The sequence below is a fragment of the Labrys sp. HAY1-8F genome (assembly GCF_056754975.1).
The window spans coordinates 3690737-3711956 of record NZ_JBPGWZ010000002.1; the positions used below are offsets into that span (position 1 = coordinate 3690737).

Genomic DNA, 21220 nt, shown 5'->3' on the forward strand with positions numbered 1-21220 from the left:
CGGGACGACGGCCGTCCCTGGGTGGCGGGCCGTCCTCGATCAGCAGCAAGGGCGTCAGGCAGACGATCACCACCGCCGCAGCGATACCGAAAATGGTGAAGGCGGCCGGATCGCCCAGCCGCATGAACTGGTTGCCGATGGCCCAGCCGCCATATTGGGTGATCGAGTAGAGGCCGAGCAGGCGCCCGCGGATGCGGTTCTCCGCTCTGCCCTGCAGATAGCTTTCCACGATGGCGTAGATGCCGGCCAGGAAGAAGCCGCGCAGGAAGCCGATGATCACCCAGGCGTGCGGTTCGACCAGGGTGCCGGCGACCAGGATCATCGCCGCGCCGCAGATCGAGGACAGGCCGAAGGCCTTGATATGGCCGAAGTGCTGGACGAGGCGCGGGGTCAGGAAGGCGCCGGCGAGCATGCCGCCGAAATAGGCCGAGCCCATCAGGCTGATGGCCAGCGCCGGAAAATGTTCCAGCTCGGCGCGCACCGGCAAAAGCGTGGTGAGAACGCCATTGCCGGCCAGCACGCCGGCGACGGCGACCAGTAGGGCGGCGATGGAAGCGTAGGAGGAACGCAAGGCAGCGAACTCGTGGCAGGAGAGCGGTGAAAGGGGGAGAAGGCAGCTCAGACGGCCGGTGCCGCGCTTTCCTGAAGGAAGGGCGGGCGCGAGAAACGGCGGATCAGCCAGGAACGGAACAGGGCGATCTCCGGGCGGTCGAGATCGTCGGGGTGGATGGAGAGGTAATAGCCATAGCCGTCATCGACATGGATGTCGTAGGGCCGCACCAGGCGGCCGGCCCGGATCTCGTCCTCGAACAGCACGGGATCCACCAGCGCCAGGCCTTCGCCCGATAGCGCATATTGCACTGCGAGCTGGGCGGTATCGAAGACGAGGCCGCGATCGAGCGATCCCGGTGCGACATGCGCGGCCCTGGCGAAGTTCTGCCACAGGAAGGCTGGAGGGCGGCTGTCGAGCTTGACGTGGAGGAGATCGTTGGCGGCCAGGAAGCCGGCGATGTCGGTGCTATCGGCTCGCGCGGCGACGTCGGGATGGCACAGGATGGTCAGCTTCACCATCCAGAGGAGGTCGAGTACCTGCGGCGCTACCCGCGGCGGCGTGTAGATCACGGCGACGTCGGCCTCCCGCTCGGCATTGCCAGGCACGGGGCGGGAATCGATGTCGAGCCGGAGATCCGGGAATTCGGCCCGGAAATGGCGCAGGATCGGCACGGCGAGGCGCTGGGCGAAGGTCGTCGGCAGCAGCACTCTGAGAGAGCGCTGCGGCTCGCCCCGCTCGCGCATGATCTCCTCCAGCGTGGTGTCGATGCGCTCGAAGGCCTTTTCGACGACAGGCAGGAGGCGCTTGCCGGCCTCGGTCAGGGCCGGCTGCGACGGCTTGCGATCGAACAGGGGCACGCCGAGGAAATCTTCGAGGCCGATGACATGGCGGCTGACGGCGCTTTGGGAGACCAGCAGACTCTGGGCTGCGCCGGTGAAACTCCCCTGCCGCCCCACCGCCTCGAAGGCCCGCAAAGCGTTCAGCGGCAGCCAGCGCCTGTCCATGATGTCGAACCCCGTTGATCGCGGCGATCGGGAGAAAATCGCATCCTCTTACATCATCCGGTTCGGCCAAACTCAATGTTCCCTGCGCGACCTGGACGAGGGGCATGATGACGCATGGAGGTTAGGGGCGCCAAAGGAAGGGGGCAGTCTGTCGGTCTCGACGTTTCGGCTCGCGAGCGATGCCGGCAGGAGGGCTCCGAGCCACTTATACCAACCTTCATGAATCGTGACCGGTGCGTGTGGATAGAACGCTGTCATTCCCGGCGCCGCCGAAGGAGGCGGGAAGGGAATCCAGGGCCGGGGTCTACGCTCGCTAGCCCCTGGATCCCCTTCCCCTCGCTGCGCTCGGCCGGGGATGATGGGTCATGTATTCTGCGGATTGGTATCAGGGAGAAGGCTAGTCGCGACATCTGAGCACAGGGCTCTCGCTCGCGTCGGGCCGGGGACGATGGTATAGCCAGTCCATCAGCTCCGTTTTGCTGCCTCGCGTACCCCTTCATGCCTCCCCTTTCTCCCCAATTCACGCCCTTTGACCGGCATCGCGCTGGCCTCGGTCGGCTATTGCCTGTTCGCCATCCAGGATGCCGCCGTCAAATGGCTGGTGGCGAGCTATGAGGTGCCGCAGATCCTGTTCCTGCGCTCGGTCGTCATCCTGGTCGTGGGCATGGCGATCGCCTGGCGCCAGGGCCAGCCGCCGATCTGGCAGAGCCGCAACAAATGGGCGCTGACCTCGCGCGGCGTGCTTTTGCTGGTGGCCTGGCTCAGCTTCTACAACGCTTCGCGCTATCTGGGCCTCGCCGATCTCACCACCATGTATTTCGGCGCGCCGGTGATGGCGGTGGTGCTCTCCATCCTGATCCTGAAGGAGAAAGTCAGCGTCGCGCGCTGGCTTGCCGTGCTTGCCGGCTTCCTCGGCGTGATCGTGGCGGCCGATCCCTCGGGCCGGCCCGACTTCCTGCCGGCGGCGATGGTGCTGTTCGCCGCCTTCTGCTGGGCGTGGGGCACGGTGCTGATCCGCCTGATCAACCGCTCCGAAAGCACCGCCAACCAGATGATCGCCACATCCGGCCTGTTCGTGCTGGTGTGCGGGGCGGCGCTGCCCTTCATCTGGAAGACGCCGGATGCCGTGGGGTGGGGCTTGATGCTCGGCCTCGGCCTGGTGTCGGGCGTCGCCCAGTACCTGCTCTATGAGGGCTATCGCTACGCTCCGGCCTCGGCCCTGGCGCCGGTGGAATATACCGGTCTGGTCTGGGCCTTCATCTATGGCTACCTCCTGTGGCAGGATGTTCCCAAGCCCCACGTCTTCGCGGGTGCTGCCCTGATCGTCGTCGCCAGCCTCGGCCTGGTCTGGTGGGAGGCACGGGCGGCGCGGCTGCGGACGGCCTGAGCGGAGCCTGCCATGGCCAATATCTGCCCCCATTGCGGGGAAGCGCCCTGCCTGTCCGTCCGGCGCAAGCTGACGCTGGGGCCGACGGGCTCGGCGCGCTGCCTTGCCTGCGACTGCAAGGTCGGTGTCGCCTTCGGCCCCGCCGCAGTCTCGATGGCGGCGATCTGGCTCCTGCTGCTCGCGCTGGCGTTCCTCATCCTGCTCCGGCTGGCCCTGGCGAGCATTGATCCTGATGCCGCGCCGATTGGCGCCATGCTGGACGTGGCAGGCCTTCTGGCCATCGCCCTGGCGGTGCATTGGTTCGGCGTGCCCCTGCGTATCGACGAACTCTCCGATGTGCAGACGGTGGCGGAGGGGCGGGCACGCGTGGCGGCGCGAGCCGGGGCCCGCTGAGGGCCTTATTCAAAGACCTTGCCGGCATCCTCGGCCGAAATACCGTCCTTGAGGCGGACCATCTGCTGATAGGCCGCCATGACCAGCAAGCTGAGCATCAACAGGAACAGGTCGTAGGCAAGCCAGATCGCGATTGCCACGGTAGTGCTGCTGGAGAGGCCCAGCGTGGCGCCAAGAGGGGGCGCGATTATCCGCATGATCATGAAGGCGATGACCAGCCCCAGAAGCAGCAACATGATGATGGCGGCGATCCGCCAGCGCTGCCCTGCGGTAAGGGAGAAACTGCGACGGATGGCTTTGAACGGGCCGCCGCGTTCCAGCACGGCCGCCGGCAGCGTGGCGAAGAGCAGGGCGGAGACGGTGATCAGAAGGACCAAGGTCGCGAGGCTGAGGCCGAGCAGGAGGATACGGCTGGCGAAATAGCGCGACAGGCTCTCCATGAGGGTGACCCAGCCATAAAGGATGAAGCCGAGCGCGGCGAAACACAGGACGACGGCAAGCAGAACCGGCACGAAGCGCCGCAGCAGGGAACCCCAGGCGCTGCTGGTCCTTGTGGGGCGCCCCTCATCCATCACCAGCACCATGCCCATGCTGGCAAACAGGAACAGAGCACCGGCTGCAACCGGCAGGCCGTAGGCACCGGCCGGATGGATGGCGAGAATATAGTAAGAGGGCGCGTTGGGAGACACAGACGTCGCCAGGAAGAATTCTCGCAGGAACAAGCCGATCAACACGCTCACAGTCTGTAGAACATTGAGCAATATCAGCCAGATGAAACGTTGCCGGAACAGGACCCAAGCTCGGGCGTAGACAGCCCCGATTGCAATATGCTCGGTCATTCCAACCCTTTTTCTGCTTCCGTTTCCGATTCTCTCCCACGGGACCGGAATCGAAACAAGGCACGCTGAGGCGGCATGGAATGAACTCATCGCTTTTTCTTCGCCGCTGCACCGTGCCTCCACGCCATCGCGAGCGCGTCCTGCAATTCCGCTTCGCTCGCGGCGGAAAGGGTGAGCGTGGTCCAGCCCTGCCGGCCCCAGGCATTGGTAACAGGGCGGAAAACATCAGGGGCAAGCAGGCATTTGAATTCCTGCTCTTCCGGCGTAAAGCGCAGATTGGCGCTGAGGCCGTCGGGGGCGAGGGTGGCGTAGATGCGCACGGCCTTGAAGGCGGTGCGCTCGAAATGCGGCGCCTCGCTGGTGCCCGCGAGCGACAGGGCGATCCGCCTGAAATCACCGGCATCGGCCATGATGCGTTTTCCCCGCTATTCCGAAGGCGAGCTTACCTCTTCGCAACCGTGAGTGACATCGTCTTGCCAAGGCCCGTGGCTCTGGCTAGGCAAAGGGGATGAAGACCATGCTCCGTCTCGTCCTCACTTTCCTGTTCGTCGCCGCGACGGTTCCGGCGCTTGCCGCCACGCTGCCGGCCAAGCGCCATCTCGCCTGGGTCGGTACCGGCGTGCAGAGCGAGCGCGGCGCGCCGCCGAGCCGCTGGCGCATCCATCTCGTCTTCGACATCAACGGCAACGCCCGCATCGACTATCCCAGCCTGCATTGCGGCGGGGTGCTGATCCGGCGCAGCCAGCACGGCGCCATCGTGCGTTACCGCGAGCATATTCGCTACGGCCGCGGCACCTGCGTCGACGGCGGCATGGTGACGGCCTGGCGGCGAGGCAACCGGCTGTTCTGGCGCTGGAGCGGGGTGAACACCCGCTTTCCCGGTATCAGGGCACGAGCAACCCTGGTGCTATCGCGGCATCGGGGGCGGTAGAGGGCGGAGCCTATAGTGGCTTTGCCTAGTCGACGGTAGAGCCAACCGGCGCAAAAAAGGGCGCTCCTCAGCCCAACTGCATCGTCGTCAGCATCGCCTCATCCAGCATGTAGCCCATGCGGGCTGTTCGTCGCCTTCTGCGGGCCTTGGGGTACGCTCTCATCTGCCTGATCAACGGTCCGAGGGCATGTTCGCGCTGAGGTTTTGATGGCACCTGAGACGACCGGCCTTGCCTGCGACTAACCAGAACGGATTATAGAGGCGCAGAGTCCCGATGCGATCAGCATGGGCATGGCGCATAGAAACAGACGCCACCAAAGCGTGAGTAGAGGGAACTCGCGGCGCATCAGAATGATCATCGCGGTGCCGATGATGACGAGGAGGGCCGCCGCGATCACTGGGAAAGGCATCCAGTCTTCCGGGCCCCCGGCCAATCCGGCTTGAATGTCGCCGCTGGTGTATGCCCAGGACACCATGGTCAGGAAAAGCAAGGTCGCGGTGGCGATGCAGATTTGCAAGAGGCCGAGCAGGAGAATGAGGAGGAGGCGCCCGTGGAAGCGTGTCCAGATCTGGGCGAATGTGGTGGTAGTTCGTGTGCCTGGCGACATGCCATTCCTTGCTACGAGTGCCTCAATGCTGCTCTTTCGCACGGCTCCGACCGATGGCCCAATGATGGTTCGATGGAAAGGCGTTGCAGGAGACCGCCCTACGGCTCGGCGTCTCGCCAGCTCTTCCCTTGCCGGAGAGTGGGGTGTTCCTGAGGGCAAGCAAGGATGCATGCGGTGGCAAATCAGATCCGCGTCTTCTCCAGCATCTTCTCATCCAGCGCGTAGCCCATGCCGGGCGTTTCGCTCAGCGTGATCATGCCCTCGGCGTCGACCGCCAGGGGCTCGGCCATCATGAAGTCGCGGCGTGGCAGGCTCCATTCCGGCGGGTCGTAGGGAAATTCGATGAAGGGCGCGTCGGCGAGGCCGGCGGTCAGGTGGCAGTTGGCGGCGACGCCCATGCCATTGGTCCAGGTATGCGGCGTGAAGGTGAGATTGTTCTCCTGCGCCATCGCAGCGACGCGGCGCAGGCCGGTGATCCCGCCGACCAAGGCGGCGTCGGGCTGCAGCACGTCCAGGCAGCCATCGCGGATGAGGTCGCGAAACTCGTAGAGCTCGCGCGTCATCTCGCCGCCGGCGATGCGGATGTCGACCATTTCGCGCAGGCGCCGCATGCCTTCCCGGTCGGAGCGGTGCAGTGGCTCCTCCATCCAGTAGACGCCGAGCCGTTCGAGTTCGCGGGCCACAGGGATCGCCTCCTTGAGCGTCCACGGCGCATAGGCGTCCCAGGACATGCGCCAGCCCTGATTGCAGTCGACCATCAGGTCGAGCCGGTTGCCGATACGGGCCCGCACCGCCTCCAACGCCTTGATGTCGGCCCTCCAGTCGCCGCGATGGAAGCGGATCTTCAGTGCCTTGAAGCCCTGGCCGAGATAGGCCTCGGCCGCGTCGGCGAGTTCCTCGGGCTTGCGCAGCGTGCCCGAGGAGGCATAGGCGGCCACCTTGTTCGAAAGGCCGCCGAGCAGCTTCCACACCGGCTGCCCGGTGATCTTGCCGGCGAGGTCCCACAATGCCAGGTCCAGCGGCCAGCAACGGCCATAGTGGAACTGGATGTTGGAGAGGATGCGGTAATGGCGTTCGATCGCCATCGGATCCTGGCCGATAAAGAAGCGCTCATGGCCCTCGAAGCCGGTCATGGTGTCGCCGGAGCCATAGCCGGTGAGGCCCTCATCGGTGGTCACCCGCACGATGGTGGCGTCGAAGGCGGTGCGCGGCTTCGAATCCCAGCTCGCATGGAAGGGCGGGTCGAGGGGCAGGCGGTGATGGGTGATCTCGATGCCGGTGATTTTCATGGGATGTCCGCGCTCCAAATCAGTACGCTGTCCACACTGTCTTGAAATCCATGTACTTCTCGATGGCGTGGGGGGAGCGGTCGCGGCCGAAGCCCGATTGCCGGAAGCCGCCGAAAGGCGTGGCGAGCGAAGAGCGGTCGAAGCAGTTCACCCACACCGTGCCGGCGCGAATGCCCGAGGTGAAGCGGTGCGCGGCGTTCATATTGCCGGTCCATACCGCGGCAGCGAGGCCGTAGATGGAATCATTGGCCATGTGCAGCGCTTCGCTCTCGTCGGTGAAGGTGCTGACGACCACGACCGGGCCGAAGATTTCTTCGCGCGCCACGCGGTGCTGCGGCTCGACACCGTCGAGGATGGTGGCCTCGACATAGTAGCCGCCGCTCTCCGCCATCGCCTGGCTGCCGCCATGGGCCACCGTCGCGCCTTCGCGTGTGCCGATGTCGATATAGCTGAGCACGCGCTCCATATGGCCCTTTTCGACCAGGGCGCCCATCTGGGCTGTTGGATCGAGCGGATGGCCAAGTGGGATCTGGCTCTTGGCGACCTCACCGATCTTCCGGACCAGTTCGTCCTTGATCGAGGCATGGGCGATCACGCGCGAGCCGGCGTGGCAAGTCTCGCCCTGATTATAGAAGATGCCCCAGGCGATGCCGGAAGCGGCGGCGTCGAGATCGGCGTCACCAAGCACGACATGCGGGCTCTTGCCGCCGCATTCCAGCGCCACGCGCTTCATGTTGCTCTCGCCGGCATAGCGCAGCATCAGCTTGCCCACTTCGGTAGAGCCGGTGAAGGAGATCATGTCGACGTCAGGATGCAGTGCCAGGGGCTTGCCGGCTTTCTCGCCGAAACCGGGCACAACGTTGAGCACGCCGTCCGGCAGGCCGGCCTGTCGGGCGAGTTCGCCCAGACGCAGCGCCGAGAGTGGCGACTGTTCCGCCGGCTTCAGCACCACGCAGTTGCCGGCGACCAAGGCAGGGCCGATCTTCCAGGCGGTGATGATCAGTGGGTAGTTCCAGGGCACGATGGCGCCGATCACCCCGAGCGGTTCGCGCCTGACAATGGCGAGATCGTTGGGTCCGGTTGGCGCAACCTCGTCGAAGCTCTTGTCGGCAAACTCGGCGTAATACTGGATGCAGTCGGCGCAGAAGGGCACGTCGACGGCGAGCGAGTTGCCAATCACCTTGCCGACGTCGAGGGTTTCAAGCAAAGCCAGATGCTCGAGATCGGCCCGGATCAGCTCGGCGAAGCGTAGCAGGATGCGTTTCTTCTCAGCTGGCGGCTTCAGGCGCCAGCGCCCATCCTCGAAGGCGGCGCGGGCTGATGTCACGGCCGCCTCGATGTCCTCGGCGCCGCAATCGGCGACCTCGGCAATCGTCCGGCCGTCGATGGGTGAGGTCTTCGTGAATGTCTTGCCGGAAAGAGCGGGAACGTAGCGTCCGTCGATGAAGGCGCGTCCTTCCGGCTTGAGGGCTGCCGCCTTGGCTTCCCAGTCGGAGCGGGTGAGGGGGGTGGTGAGCATGGGGGCCTTCCTGGGACCGCCGGCTTTCAGCCGGCTTTTGAAAACGAAGGGCATGTCGATAGGAAGAGCGGACGGGACGTCCGCCTCTTGGAGGCACTGCGCTCCTAGGCCTGCGTCAGCACGCGTTCGGCGAAGCGGATCAGGTCGGCCTCCTCGATCGTGCGACGGTTGGACGTGCGCATCGCGGCATTTTCGGGCCGGGCCATCTGCTCGGCGAGGCGCGTCGAGGTGATGCCGGCGAATTCGTCGGCAAGCGAGACCTTGATACCGATGGCGCGCACCAGCTTCTCGAAGGCGGCGGGCAAGGCGGCTGATGATGCGAGCCCCATCGCCCGCGCGGCGGCGGCGAAGCGCCCGTCATCGCCTTCGATGTTCCAATCGAGCGTGGCGATCATGCCGAGCGCCACCGAGCGGCCATGCTGGACCGGGCGGAGCGAGCCCAGCGCATGGCCGATATTATGGGCGACGGCGGTGCCGCAATTGTCGATGGCGATGCCCCCCAGCGCCGCGGCGCGCTGCAGCCCCTCGCGGGCGGCGAGGTCGCTGCCCTTGCCGACGGCATCGGGCAGGTTGGCGACGGCGAGGCGGATGGCCTCATGTGCATAGACGTTGTTGGCCGGCGTGGCGTTGCCGTTGGTGGTGGCCTCCAGCGCGTGGACCAGGGCGTCGATGCCGGTCCAGGCCGTCAGCACCGGCGGCAAAGAGAGCGTGGTTTCCGGATCGAGGATCACCTCGTCGGGCTTGAGCTCCTCGCCCCAGAGCCAGACCTTGGCCTTGTCCGAGCGGGTGAGGATGGCGGTGCGGGTGCATTCGGAGCCCGTGCCGGAGGTAGTGGGGATGACCAACGAGACCAGGCGCTTGCGTGGGAAGGGGCGCTTGCACAATTCGTAGTCCTGCGCGGAGCGCCGGGCCGTGGCGGCCGTGGTCGCGACGGCGGCTACCACCTTGCCGAGGTCGAGAGCGGAGCCTCCGCCGAGCGAGATCACAGCCTTGGCCTTGGTGCGCCGTGCCTGGGCGGCTGCGGCATCGGCCGAGGCAATGGTGGGATCGCCACCGAATTCGGTGAAGACGGAGACGCCGAGCCCGGCCTTGCGCAGCGACGCCTCGACATCGTCGATCAGGCCGGTCGCCTTCAGGCCGGGATCGGCGACCAGCAGCACCTGCGCCCCCTTGCCGAGCCTGGCGGATGCAAGCTCGCCGGCGAGTTCCCGGGCCCCTGGCCCTCCGGTGATGCGTGGCAGATGGGAAAGCTGGTAGCGGGACATGATTATTCTCGAAAATTGCTGTGCCGGACTTCAGACCGGCGCACCGAAGGCCTACCAACACTACCTCCACCTTCCGCGCCCCGTGTGCGCCTTTATTCGATGGCCCGATCCAAAAAAACGATAGCGCCGTTTCGCCGTGGCGGCAGGTCCAGGTGCGCGCTAGGCTCTCTTCGAATTCGTGAATCGAAGAGTGCTGTCATCCCCGGCGAGGCCGCAGGCCTCGGGAAGGGGATCCAGGAGCCCAAAATGCCTCGTGGCCCCTGGATCCCCTTCCACTCGCCCATAAAGGGCTCGGCCGGGGATGACAGGCCCGTGCTCTTCGGACAGGGGAATGGCACGCCATGGAAACTCCGATGGAACTTTCGCTCGAAACCTCGGAGCGGCCGCGCCGCCGTGGCCGCGAGGAGCGCCAGCGTGCCGGTGGTGCGGCCCCGGCTCGCAAGCCCCAGCCCCGGCGCCCGTTTCCGGCGGTGAAGGCCGTCTCGGACGACCAGCTCGAGGCCATCCATCTCGCCGCGCTGCAGATCCTGGAAGAGATCGGCCTCGACGTGCTGCATGCCGAGGCCAAGGCCATTCTCAAGGCCGAAGGCGCCGAGGTTGATCCGGGTTCCGACAGGGTGCGCTTTCCCCGCGGTCTGGTGGAGGCCAAGATTGGCCTTGCACCTGAAAGCTTCACGCTGCATGCGCGCAATCCGGCCCGCAACGTTGTGCTCGGCGGCGATCATCTCGCCTTCTGCTCGGTGGCGAGCGCCCCCAATGTGGCCGACCGCGAGGGCGGCCGCCGGCCTGGCAATCGCAAGGACTACCAGAACCTCATCCGGCTTGGGCAAACGCTCGACACCATCCATCTGTGGGGCGGCTATCCGGTCGAGCCGGCCGACATCCATGCCTCCGTGCGCCATCTCGATGCGCTCTCGGACATGCTGACCCTGTCGGACAAGCCAATCCACGCTTATTCGCTGGGCCGCGAGCGCAATCTCGACGCCATCGAGATGGCGCGCATCGCCCGCGGCATCGACCAGGAGACGCTGGAGCGCGAACCCTCGCTCTTCACCATCATCAACTCCTCCTCGCCGTTGCGCCTGGATACGCCAATGATGGAGGGCGTGATCCAGATGGCGCGCCGCAACCAGGTTACTGTGCTGACGCCCTTCACCCTGGCGGGCGCCATGGCGCCGGTGACGATAGCCGGCGCCGTGGCCCAGCAGAATGCCGAGGCGCTGGCCGGGCTGGTGCTGGCCCAGTCGGTGCGGCCGGGCTCGCCCTTCGCCTATGGCGGCTTCACTTCCAATGTTGACATGAAGACCGGCGCGCCCGCCTTCGGTACGCCCGAGCAGATGAAGGCGGCGCTGGTGGGCGGCCAGCTCGCCCGCCGCTACGGCCTGCCCTACCGTTCCTCTAACACCTGCGCGGCCAACACCATTGACGTACAGGCCGCCTATGAAAGCGTGTTCTCGCTGTGGGGCGCGGTGATGGGCGGGGTCAACCTGCTGATGCATGGCGCCGGCTGGATGGAAGGTGGCCTGCATGCGAGCTTCGAGAAGATGGTTGTTGATGCCGACCTTCTCGACATGATCACGCATTTCCTGATGCCCTTCCAGGTCGATGACGACGAACTGGCGCTGGAGGCGATCCGCGAGGTCGGGCCCGGCGGCCATTTCTTCGGCTGCGCCCACACCCAGGCACGCTATCGCAATGCCTTCTTCGCTCCGATGATCTCCGACTGGCGCAATTACGAGACCTGGCAGGAGGCGGGATCGCCCACCGGCTATGACCGCGCCAACCGGATCTACAAGGAACGCCTCGCTGCCTATGAGGAACCGCCGATGGATCCGACCATCCGCGAGGAACTCGCGGCCTTCGTGGCGAAGCGCAAGGAAGAGGGCGGCGCGCCCACGGATTTTTGAAACGTTACTCCCCTCTCCCGAGTCGGTATCGGCCATTCCACTTTGAATGGCCTGGGGGCTGGGGGTGAGGGGGTAGGCGTTGGTCCCAACCCTCACCCCTGGCCCCTTTCCCAACCTGGGAGACGGGAATCCCACACCAAGGAACTCCCCCATGAAATCCCACACCCGTGTCCTCGTCATCGGCGGTGGCGTCGTCGGTTGCTCGGTGCTCTACCATCTCGCCAAGGCCGGCTGGACGGACATCACCTTGATCGAGCGCGCGGAGCTGACGGCGGGTTCGACCTGGCACGCCGCGGGCGGCTTCCACACGCTTAACGGCGATCCCAATGTCGCCAAGCTGCAGCAATATACCGTGGAGCTCTACCGGGAGATCGAAGAACTGTCCGGCCAGTCCTGCGGCCTGCATCTCACCGGTGGCGTCATGCTGGCCGGCACCAAGGAACGCATGGACTGGCTGAAGATGGCCCATGCCAAGGGCCGGTATCTGGGCATGCACACCGAGATCATCTCGGCCGCCGAAGCCAAGAAGCTGATGCCGCTGATCGACGAAAAGCAGTTCGCCGGTGCGATGTACGATCCACTGGAGGGCCATCTCGACCCCTACGGCACCACCCACGCCTATGCGAAATCGGCGAAGATCCTCGGCGCCGAGATCGTGCTGCGCAACCGCGTCGTCGACATGGCCCAGCGCGAGGACGGCAGCTGGGACGTCGTCACCGAGCAGGGTAATATCCACGCCGAGCATGTGGTGAACTGCGGCGGCCTGTGGGCGCGCGAATGCGGCCGCATGGTCGGCCTCGAGCTGCCCGTGCTCGCCATGGAGCATATGTACTTCCTCACCGAGGACATGCCCGAGGTCGCCGAGATCAACGCCTCCACCGGCAAGGAGGTGATCACCGCGCTCGATTTCGAGGGCGAGATCTATATGCGCCAGGAGCGCGGCGGCATGCTGCTCGGCACCTATGAGCAGGCTTGCGTGCCCTGGTCGGAGAAGACCACGCCCTGGGATTTCGGCCAGAACCTGCTCGAACCCGATCTCGACCGCATCGCCCCGTCGCTGGAAGTCGGCTTCCGTCACTTCCCGGCCTTCGAGAATGCCGGCATCCGCCGCGTCATCAACGGACCCTTCACCTTCGCGCCGGATGGCAACCCGCTGGTCGGCCCGATCAGGGGCCTGCGCAATTACTGGGTGGCCTGCGGCGTCATGGCCGGCTTCTCCCAGGGTGGCGGCGTCGGCCTCGCCTTGTCCAACTGGATGGTGCATGGCGATCCCGGCTTCGACGTCTGGGGCATGGATGTCGCCCGCTATGGCGACTGGACCACGCTCTCCCACACCAACGCCAAGGTGCGCGAGAACTACGCCCGGCGCTTTCGGATACGCTTCCCCAACGAGGAACTGCCGGCGGCCCGGCCCTTCCGCACCACGCCTGTCTATGACCGGTTGGAGAGCCGCAACGCCGTGTTCGGCGACATGAACGGCCTGGAACACGCGCTCTGGTTCGCGCCCTCCAAGGAAGAGGCCAAGGACGATTTCTCCTTCCGCCGCGCCAATGACTTCCCGCATGTCGCCGCCGAAAGTGCCGCGGTGCGCGAGGGCGTCGGCCTGCTCGAGATCTCGAACTTCGCCAAATACGAGATCTCAGGCAAGGGGGCGGAAGCCTGGCTCGATACCATCCTGCCCAACCGCCTGCCGGCGAGGGGGCGCATGGTGCTCACGCCCATGCTGAACGAAAACGGCATGCTGATCGGCGATTTCACGTTGGCTCGCGAGGCCGACGACCGCTTCATGATCTTCGGCTCGGGGCTTGCCGAGCAATATCACATGCGCTGGTTCCAGGCCCGCCTGCCCGAGGCCGGCGTCAATTTGCGCGCCCATGGCCTCGACCTCGTCGGCTTGCAGATCGCCGGCCCGAAGTCGCGCGAACTCCTCGCCCGCATAGTTGACGCCGATCTCTCGAAGGAGGCCTTCCCGTTCATGGCGGTCGGCCGCTTCAATGTCGGCATCCTGCCCGCCCTGATCGGGCGCGTCACCTATACGGGCGATCTCGGCTATGAAATCTGGGTCAAGCCCGAGCACCAGCGCGCGCTGTTCGATCTGCTGATGAAGGAAGGCGCCGGTCTTGGCATCAGGCTGTTCGGCGGCCGCGCCCTCAACTCGCTGCGCCTGGAAAAGAGCTTCGGCTCCTGGTCGCGCGAATACCGGCCTGTATATACACCCTGGGAGGCCGGGCTCGAGCGCTTCGTCTCGACCCAGAAGAACGATTATATCGGACGCGATGCATTGCTGCGCGCCCGCGATGAAGGCCCGAGGCGCCGCCTCGCCACCTTCGTGGTCGACGCCCTCGATGCCGACGTTATCGGCGACGAGCCGATCTGGCTCGATGGCAAGGTGGTGGGCTGGGTCACCTCGGGCGGCTATGCCCACCACGCCAAGGCCTCGGTGGCGCTCGGCTATGTCGAGGCGGCGGCCTTCGACGCCTCGGCGCCCTATGAGATCGAGATCATCGGTGACCGCCGCCCGGCCAGGGTGGCGCCCGAGCCGCTGTTCGATCCCAAGGGGCTGAGGATGCGGGGGTAGGCAAATTTGGTGCGCGGACATCTCAGCAACATGAATGCATGTCGCGATGTCCGCCTCTTTCTACCCCGAGTGAACGGTTTCCAAGAGGCGGACAAGATGTTCGCGCTCCAATCACTGCCGCGAATAAAGCCCCGTGAAGCGCACGTTCTCGCCGCCGCAGGCATCGTTGTCGATCACCGCGATATAGGGCCCGAGCTGGACCATGCGGGCCGCGCAACGCTTGGGGCCCGCATTGGCCTCCTCATAGCCCATCTGCTGGCCGCCATAATAGCCGAAGGCGAAGTCCTGCTCGTTGGCGTCGCCCTCGACCTCGAATTCGCCTGTGTTGACATAGGAACCGGCATCGTAGGTGGCGTTGCCGCGCACGAACATGCGGCCGTTGCCGGTCGTCTTGATGGTGATGACCGAGCGCCCGTCATAGGTGCTCCAGCGACCGTCCCAGCGCGGCTGGACCTGGACCCGCGAGAGGGATGACAAGGGCAGCCAGCTCGCAATGTCCGTGCCCTTGCGGTCGACATAGTTGGCGCAGGCGAAATCGCCCTCGATCTCGTTCACCACCACCTTGTCGCCCTCGACCAGGAAGGAACGCTGCCGGCAGGCCGGCGAGAGGGACGGGCAGCTTTCACGCTGGCTGGTCGGTCCCTTGATGAAGAAGGTGCGTCCGCTCTCGGCAACCTCGTAGAGGCCGATGGCGGAAAGGTCGTTCTGGAAGTTGAAGCCGCGGCAGACGCCGTTGGCGGCGAAGGCGGAACCGGTGGCGGCGGCGAGCAGCACTACGGCGGCCAGACTGGAACGGAACATGTCTCTTTCTCTGATCATTGCCTGAAATAAAGGCCGGTGAAGGTGACGTTCAACCCGCCGCAGGCATTGTTGTCGACCACCGCGATATAGGGGCCGAGCTGGGCCATGCGCACGGTGCAGGTGCCGTCGCCGCTGCGGGCATCTTCGATGCGCCCTTGTTTTTCGCCGTCATAGGCGAAGGTGAGCGTCGACTCCCGCGCCTCGCCGAAGACGTTGAATTCGCCGGTATTGACGCTCTGGCCGTTGTTATAGGAGGCCGAGCCGTTCACCGAGATGTCACCGCCCTTGATTTCCTTGATATCGAGGATGGCGTTGCCTTCGGCGTTGCGCCAATTGCCTTTCCAATCGGGCTGGACATTGCTCTTGCGCAGGGCCGAGAGGGGCAGCCACAGCGCCACGTCCGAACCCTTGCGGTTGAGATAGCTCGCGCAGGCAAAGCCGCCGGAAGTGCGGTTCACCACCACGCGGTCGCCGGTGATCAGGAAGCTGCGGGCCTGGCATTCGGCCGAGGTCGAGGGGCAATCCTCGCCGTCCGAAGAGGCGCTCTTGACGAAATAGGTCCGGCCCGGCGCGGTGACTTCGTAGAGATCGACGCCGAGCGGATCGTCCTCGATATTGAAGCCGCGGCAGATGCCGGCGTCTCGGGCAAGGGCGGGCGAGGCGGCAAGTAAAACGCAAAGCAATGCAAAGGACAGTGAGCGGCGAATCATCGTGCAACCCTGAAGGAACATCGTCCTTGGAGCCGATTTTCGCGGTTTCGTCTATGCCTTCGGAAACAGGCGTTCCCAGCCCCGATAAGACCAGATAAGCAGTACGATGCCCGCAGTCGACATCGTCCAGTAGTCCACCGGCGCCACCCAGAACCAGTGGATGTGCCAGGGCACGAATTCGGGGCTGAAGCGGGCGAGGCCAAAGGCGGGGTTCAGCACGAACCACAGGAAGTCCTCGCTCAGCCAGAAGATCATGATGCAGGCGATCACGCGCGCTTCCAGCCGCCACGACCAGGCCCAGGCGAACACCAGAGGAAAGTGGAAGAAGATCGCCATGAACGGGAACACCCAGGCGTGGTAGCCGGTCATCGGTCGGCCGCCCCAGAAGATGTCGAGCAGCCAGTGATGCTCGATGCGCCAGGTCGGCAGGCTGGTAGCCCAACCATGACCGCCTTCGATCTGGATCTCGACATTGGCGAAGAAGAAGGCGAGCACGAGCACCAGGACGACGGGCGCCAGCGGTTGGGCGAGGCCGCCGCGCCGCGCTACGGCCGGGGCGTGCGGAAGGTCGAGGCCGGTCACGCCAGAGCCTCCAGCACGATGCGCATGGCGTCCCGCCCGGCCTCGGGGCGGCCGAGGGTGCGGGCCTGGCGGCGCATGATTTCCAGGCGCCCCGGCTCGGCCTTCAGCAGGGCGACATGGTACTCGAGTCCGATCTCGTCGATGGCCTTCATAGCCGCGCCGTTCTCCATGAGATAATCGGCGTTGCGCTCCTCCTGCCCTGGGATGGGGGAACTGAGCAGCATCGGCACGCCCATCGCCAGGCATTCGGAGGTGGACAGGCCCCCGGGCTTGGTGATGACGAGATCCGCCGCCGCCATCAGGCGTGGCACCTCATTGGTGAAGCCGAGCGGAAAGAGCCGGCCGGGCTGGCTCGCGGCCAGGGCCTCGAGTTCCTCCAGCGTCTTCTTGTTCTTGCCGGCCAGCACCACGAGCTGGAGCTCGGGATCGGCGGCGATGAGGCGCTTGGCCACCGGCCCGACGCCGAGGCCGGCACCGCCGCCCATCAACAGATAGGTGCGCTTGGCGGGATCGAGCCCGAAGGCGGCGGCACAGGCGGCGCGGTCATGATTCTGCGCGAAGGCCGGCATGATCGGAATGCCGGTAACGTGGATATGGTCTGCCTCGATGCCATGGGCACGCAGCCGGAACGCGACCTCCTCATTGCCGGCGAAGAAGCCGGACATGCGCGGGATCACCCACATGCGGTGGAGGTCGAAATCGGTGATCTGCACGAAGACCGGCACGTCGAGCCGCTCCTTGCCGATCTCGCGCATCAGGAGTTCGGCCGGCAGGAAATGGGTGCAGACGATGGCGTCGGGCGCGAAATCGTCGATGGCGCTGCGCAGCGGCCGGGTCGAGAGGCGTTCCACCGCCCGCCGCAATTTCTGGGAGACCGCGTCGGGCTGGGCTTCCGAACTCGCCTGGTAGAGCATGCCCCACAGGGCCGGATGCTTGGTGACGAGCTTGATGTAATAATCGGTGTAGATCTTGCGGAAGGTCGACGGCACATAGTCCATCACGTCCAGATGCATCGCCTTGGCATCGGGCGCCAGCAAGAGCGTGGCTTCCTTCAGCGCTCCGGCTGCCCGCATATGGCCGGCTCCAGCGGAGACGCTGAGGAAGAGGATGCGGCGTGCGCCGGAGCAAAGCGCGTTCATGACCGAAGACCCTATTATTCTAGCTCATCACTTCAACGCGTCTTTGCGATTCTTGCCGATTCCGTCAAATCGTAAAACGCTTTGGCCGAGGCGGTCGGTTCCCTTCGCAATGCTGCGACTTGGGGAGGGAGAGGCCGATTTGTCAACCGGCCGGGAAGCCTTACAGTCCGCCCTGCCAAGCTTTGATGCCGGCGATCGGGTAGACCAGCATGAGGACGTTGAGGGTGAGATTGTCGCGGATGGCATAGAGCGCGAGCAGCTCGAAGAAGATGGCGAGCGCCACCGTCACCCAGACGGGCAGGCGCGAGGCGATGAGGAAGCCCACCAGCATGAACAGGATGTCGCTCACCGAGTTCAGGATGCTGTCGCCCTCATAGCCCAGCGCGATGGTGCCCTCGCGATAGCGGTTGATGATCAGCGGGCTGTTTTCGAGGATCTCCCAGCCCGCCTCGACCACCAGAGCCAAGAGGGCCCGAAAGCCCAGCGGGCGACCCCGCACCACCAGCCAGAACAGGCCAAAGAACAGGAAGCCGTGGATGACGTGCGAGAGCGTGTACCAGTCGGCGATGTGCTGGGAATTGTCGGCGGTGTTGGGATCGCCGACCCAGAGCTTCACCGTGCCGCAGGTGCAGATCGGATTGCGGCCCATGGCGAAGAGAATCAGCGCCGCGAGGGCGATCAGGCCCGCGCCGGCCAGCCAGTAGCGCAGCGCCGAGGTAGAATTGGCGCTTCCTGCGACCGTTTCGGAGGAGGGATTCATGGCGCGGCCGGTTCCTTTGTGACCGGGCGTGTGTCCCACCATTGACCGGCTTTGGCAAGCCGGTGCCGGCGCGCGCAATGGGCATCGCCATGCATTGAGGCGCCGTGGCATTGAAGGTTTCCTCTAGGCTCGGCCGAGCCGGATAGGCCCTTGGCAGGTGGCTTCCTTCCCGCCTTCGAACACGGCCCAGGAGCAAACCAGTGTTAAGGGCGAACGCAGGCGCTCCGTCTGCTTTCCAGGGATCGTTCACTGCTTGTTGAGCAGGCGCTCCAGGTAATCCGTCTCCGCCTTGGGGCGGTTGGGATCGGCGAGGCGGCGACGCAGTTCGTTCAGCACTTCGCCGGCGCGCCTGGAGGGGGAGGCTTCGGTCGAGCCGTCGGCATTCATGTCAGGGCTGTTGGGGAGCTGCCGGCCGAGAGGATCACGGCCTCCCCGGCCGTTGTTGCCCTGCTGCGGGCCCTTGCCGTTCTTGCGGGCCTGCGCCATCTGCTCGGCGAGCCCCTTTGCCGCCTTGCGCATGGCTTCGATCGCCCGCCCCTGCGAATTGACGGCGTTTTCACCATCCTGCTCGCCGAGCTGGTTTTCGGCATCGCGCATGGCCTGCCCGGCCTCACCCAGGGAGCCGGGTGTCTCCGCGCCGCTCTCGCGCAGATTCTTCTGCATCTTCTCCAATTGCTGGCGCAGCGCCTGCTGGCGCTCCTTCAGCTGGTCGAGGGAGGGGGAAGCCTCGCCCTGGCCGCCTTGATCCGGGTTGCCCTGCTGCCCTTGCCCGTTTTGGCCTTGCTGCCCCTGGCCAGACGGCCCTTGACCCTGTCCGCCCTGACCCTGGCCGCCTTGGCCTTGATCACCCGGGCCTTGATCGCTCTGACCTTGGCCCTCCTGGCCCTGTCCGTTTTGCCCTTGTCCGTTCTGTCCCTGGCCCTCCTGTCCCTGACCGAAGGGCTGGTTCTGGCGATAGGTCTGGTCGCGCAGGCGCTGCTGGCGCAGGATCATCTTGCCCATGTCGTTGAGCGATTGCTGCATCTGTTGCATCGAGGGATCGCCCTGGCCGACGCTGTCCTCGGGATTGGCCAGGTTGTTGAGGATGTCGTCGAGCTGCGAGAGCAGCTTCTGCGCATCGTCCTTCTTGCCGTTCTTGGCCGAATTCTCGAGCTGGTCGAGCAGCTTGTTCAATTCCTCCGGGGTAATGTTGCGCGCGGGCTTGTCGCCGGGCTTCTGATTGTGCTTGAGGGCCTGCTGCTGGCGCTTGGCATAGTCCTGCAGGAAATCGTTGAGGGCCTGTCGCAATTCCTGGGTGAGCTTTTCGATCTCCTCTGGCGAGGCACCGCGTTCCAGCGCTTCCTTCAGCTTTTCGCGTGCGGCCTTGAGCCGGCGTTCGGCGAGCGTGCCGTCGCCCTCCTCGATGGCGAGCGCGATCTGCCAGAGATAGTCGGCGGCGTCGCGATAGGCGTCATCGGAATTGGCGCGGTCGAGCCGGTCGCGCACGGTCCGCAGGCCGAGATAGAGGCCGGCGTCCTTGGTGAAGTCCTCCGGCGCGATCATCAGCGCTTCCAGCGCGTATTTGATCTCGCGGGCCTGGTTGGCATCGACGGCCAGGTTGAGGCGCTGCTCCACCAGGGCGCGGGCGAGCGGATTTTGGAACTCGCGCTGGGGCAGGGTGACGTCCTGCGGCTCGCTGCGACCTTCATTGCCGGCATCGTCACGCACCACCAGCGTCATCTTGACGGTCGCGCCGGCCAGCGGATCGGCCGAAAGATTGCGCGTCGCCGTCACCGTGCCGGAGCGGGCATGGCCTGCCGGCGCGGAGAGGGCGATCTTCGGCGGCTGATAGAGCGGATGGCCATCCGTCAACAGCGTGCCTTGGCTTTCGACGGCGGTGGCGCCGTAGTCATCGTCGATCTTGTAGCTGAAGATCATGCCGCCCTTGCCGTCGGGCTTCACCGGCCCCTCGAAGGCGATGGTGGGCGGCCTGTCGGGGAGGACGGTGAAGGCAAAGCGCGTCAGGCTGCCGTCGCCATGCCTGATATCGACGCCGGTATCGGCCACCAGCTTGAGGCGTTTTTCGACGACGGCCGCTTCCTGATCCGTCGCCGCCGAAGAGGGGACGTCTTCGGTGCCGGCCTGTGCCGCGATCTCGGTGCCCGAGATTGTCGCACCTTTGTCGCCGGCAAGGCGCACGACCAGGACGGAGCCCTGCGGCACCGGGATCGGCGCGCCCTGATTGGCCTGCGAGAGGACCTGGGGCGCGCGGCGCGTATAGGGCGGCGGCGTCACCCAGGCATCCATGCGCATGCCAGGCTGGTCGCCATTTTGGCCTGAGAACAGCGCGGCGATGTCGTGTCGGGGGGAGGCAAGAGCGTCGAGGAGGCGCGGCAGGCGTTCGGCCCCGGCATAGAAAAAGCCGACGAACAGGGCCAGGATGGCACCGACGCGCAGGCCGTAGCGATCGAGCTGCGGCAGGCCCGGCGAGGGCAGGCCGAGGCGCACGCGGCGGCTCGCCTCCAAGGCGAGGCGCAGATGCCGGCGCCATAGCGCTTCGGCGAGCGGGTCCCCGCCTCCTTGCACCATCCTGTCCTGACGGGTGGTGGCCGGCCGATGCGGCAGGCCGATAGCCTGGTCGATGCGCTGCAGCGCCGCATCCCGATTGGGAAGCCGCAAGCGGGTGAGCGGCCAGAGCGAGGCGAGGAGACCGGCAAGGAAGACCAGGAAGAGGAGAAGTCGCGGCAGGCCCGCCAGCACGGCGAACAGATCGAACCAGCTCAGCGCCACGAACAGGCCGGCGATGCCCAGCGGCACGGCCAGGCGCGGCCAGGTTCGTTCCCAGAACAGGGCAAGCCTTGCACGCAGCACGAGCATATCGAAGGCACGCGCGTCGCGGGCCGCTTCCTCGCTCATGCCTGCCTTGGGATCAGCCATGCCATCATCCAAATATCTCGATCGGCGGCAGGATAAACA

Annotated in this window: 18 protein-coding genes and 1 pseudogene; 5 read left to right on the forward strand and 14 right to left on the reverse strand. The window is 65.5% G+C overall.

Annotated elements, in window-relative coordinates; all coding sequences use genetic code 11:
* Positions 1–16 precede the first annotated feature (16 nt).
* A pseudogene (locus ACR9ZN_RS26025) lies at positions 17–685 on the reverse strand (MFS transporter); the annotation flags it as partial.
* A complete protein-coding gene (locus ACR9ZN_RS26030) occupies positions 619–1557 on the reverse strand; it encodes a LysR substrate-binding domain-containing protein (protein ID WP_454812071.1) in 939 nt (312 codons plus the stop codon). The gene ACR9ZN_RS26030 and the pseudogene ACR9ZN_RS26025, both read right to left, overlap by 67 nt.
* 529 nt (positions 1558–2086) lie before the next feature.
* Here ACR9ZN_RS26030 and ACR9ZN_RS26035 point away from each other — a divergent pair.
* Entirely contained in the window at positions 2087–2944 is an 858-nt protein-coding gene (locus tag ACR9ZN_RS26035; protein ID WP_481273540.1) for a DMT family transporter, read from the forward strand.
* A gap of 12 nt (positions 2945–2956) precedes the next feature.
* Positions 2957–3337 carry a hypothetical protein gene (locus ACR9ZN_RS26040; RefSeq protein WP_481273541.1) on the forward strand — a complete coding sequence of 127 codons (381 nt, stop codon included), beginning with the start codon at positions 2957–2959 and terminating at the stop codon, positions 3335–3337.
* 5 nt (positions 3338–3342) lie between these two features.
* On the opposite strand, the gene ACR9ZN_RS26045 is transcribed toward ACR9ZN_RS26040, so the two are convergent.
* Positions 3343–4176 carry a hypothetical protein gene (locus tag ACR9ZN_RS26045; RefSeq protein WP_481273542.1) on the reverse strand — a complete coding sequence of 278 codons (834 nt, stop codon included), beginning with the start codon at positions 4174–4176 and terminating at the stop codon, positions 3343–3345.
* Positions 4177–4262: 86 nt separating this feature from the next.
* Positions 4263–4586 (reverse strand): MmcQ/YjbR family DNA-binding protein, encoded by a 324-nt coding sequence (locus ACR9ZN_RS26050; protein WP_434959310.1) that lies wholly within the window; start codon positions 4584–4586, stop codon positions 4263–4265.
* A 107-nt stretch (positions 4587–4693) separates the two neighbouring features.
* Here ACR9ZN_RS26050 and ACR9ZN_RS26055 point away from each other — a divergent pair, with 107 nt between their 5' ends.
* Positions 4694–5107: a hypothetical protein gene (locus ACR9ZN_RS26055; protein ID WP_434959311.1), complete on the forward strand. Its 414-nt coding sequence runs from the start codon at positions 4694–4696 to the stop codon at positions 5105–5107.
* 239 nt (positions 5108–5346) lie between these two features.
* On the opposite strand, the gene ACR9ZN_RS26060 is transcribed toward ACR9ZN_RS26055, so the two are convergent.
* The 4 genes from ACR9ZN_RS26060 to ACR9ZN_RS26075 form a co-directional block, all read right to left on the reverse strand.
* A complete protein-coding gene (locus ACR9ZN_RS26060) occupies positions 5347–5715 on the reverse strand; it encodes a hypothetical protein (protein WP_481273543.1) in 369 nt (122 codons plus the stop codon).
* Between the two features lie 182 nt (positions 5716–5897).
* On the reverse strand, positions 5898–7004 hold the full coding sequence (locus ACR9ZN_RS26065; protein ID WP_454812082.1) for a mandelate racemase/muconate lactonizing enzyme family protein: 1107 nt from the start codon (positions 7002–7004) through the stop codon (positions 5898–5900).
* A 19-nt stretch (positions 7005–7023) separates the two neighbouring features.
* On the reverse strand, positions 7024–8523 hold the full coding sequence (locus tag ACR9ZN_RS26070) for an aldehyde dehydrogenase (RefSeq protein ID WP_481273544.1): 1500 nt from the start codon (positions 8521–8523) through the stop codon (positions 7024–7026).
* A gap of 104 nt (positions 8524–8627) precedes the next feature.
* Entirely contained in the window at positions 8628–9788 is a 1161-nt protein-coding gene (locus ACR9ZN_RS26075) for an iron-containing alcohol dehydrogenase (protein ID WP_434959314.1), read from the reverse strand.
* Positions 9789–10141: 353 nt separating this feature from the next.
* Between ACR9ZN_RS26075 and ACR9ZN_RS26080 the strand changes: the two genes are divergently transcribed.
* Both ACR9ZN_RS26080 and ACR9ZN_RS26085 read left to right on the forward strand, forming a co-directional pair.
* A complete protein-coding gene (locus tag ACR9ZN_RS26080; protein ID WP_434959315.1) occupies positions 10142–11695 on the forward strand; it encodes a trimethylamine methyltransferase family protein in 1554 nt (517 codons plus the stop codon).
* A gap of 151 nt (positions 11696–11846) precedes the next feature.
* Positions 11847–14273 carry a GcvT family protein gene (locus ACR9ZN_RS26085; RefSeq protein ID WP_481273545.1) on the forward strand — a complete coding sequence of 809 codons (2427 nt, stop codon included), beginning with the start codon at positions 11847–11849 and terminating at the stop codon, positions 14271–14273.
* A gap of 111 nt (positions 14274–14384) precedes the next feature.
* Here the strand turns inward: ACR9ZN_RS26085 and ACR9ZN_RS26090 are convergent, their stop codons facing one another.
* From ACR9ZN_RS26090 to ACR9ZN_RS26115, 6 genes are all read right to left on the reverse strand, one after another.
* Complete coding sequence (locus tag ACR9ZN_RS26090; RefSeq protein WP_434959317.1) at positions 14385–15074, reverse strand: hypothetical protein; 690 nt, start codon at positions 15072–15074, stop codon at positions 14385–14387.
* Positions 15075–15088: 14 nt separating this feature from the next.
* Positions 15089–15784: a hypothetical protein gene (locus ACR9ZN_RS26095; protein WP_434959318.1), complete on the reverse strand. Its 696-nt coding sequence runs from the start codon at positions 15782–15784 to the stop codon at positions 15089–15091.
* 51 nt (positions 15785–15835) lie between these two features.
* Positions 15836–16366 (reverse strand): hypothetical protein, encoded by a 531-nt coding sequence (locus ACR9ZN_RS26100; RefSeq protein ID WP_481273546.1) that lies wholly within the window; start codon positions 16364–16366, stop codon positions 15836–15838.
* Complete coding sequence (locus ACR9ZN_RS26105) at positions 16363–17505, reverse strand: MGDG synthase family glycosyltransferase (protein WP_481273547.1); 1143 nt, start codon at positions 17503–17505, stop codon at positions 16363–16365. Before ACR9ZN_RS26105 ends, ACR9ZN_RS26100 begins: the two co-directional genes overlap by 4 nt.
* A 160-nt stretch (positions 17506–17665) precedes the next feature.
* A complete protein-coding gene (locus ACR9ZN_RS26110; protein WP_454812091.1) occupies positions 17666–18265 on the reverse strand; it encodes a DUF2585 domain-containing protein in 600 nt (199 codons plus the stop codon).
* A 246-nt stretch (positions 18266–18511) separates the two neighbouring features.
* On the reverse strand, positions 18512–21181 hold the full coding sequence (locus ACR9ZN_RS26115) for a TIGR02302 family protein (protein WP_481273548.1): 2670 nt from the start codon (positions 21179–21181) through the stop codon (positions 18512–18514).
* Between the last annotated feature and the right edge of the window lie 39 nt (positions 21182–21220).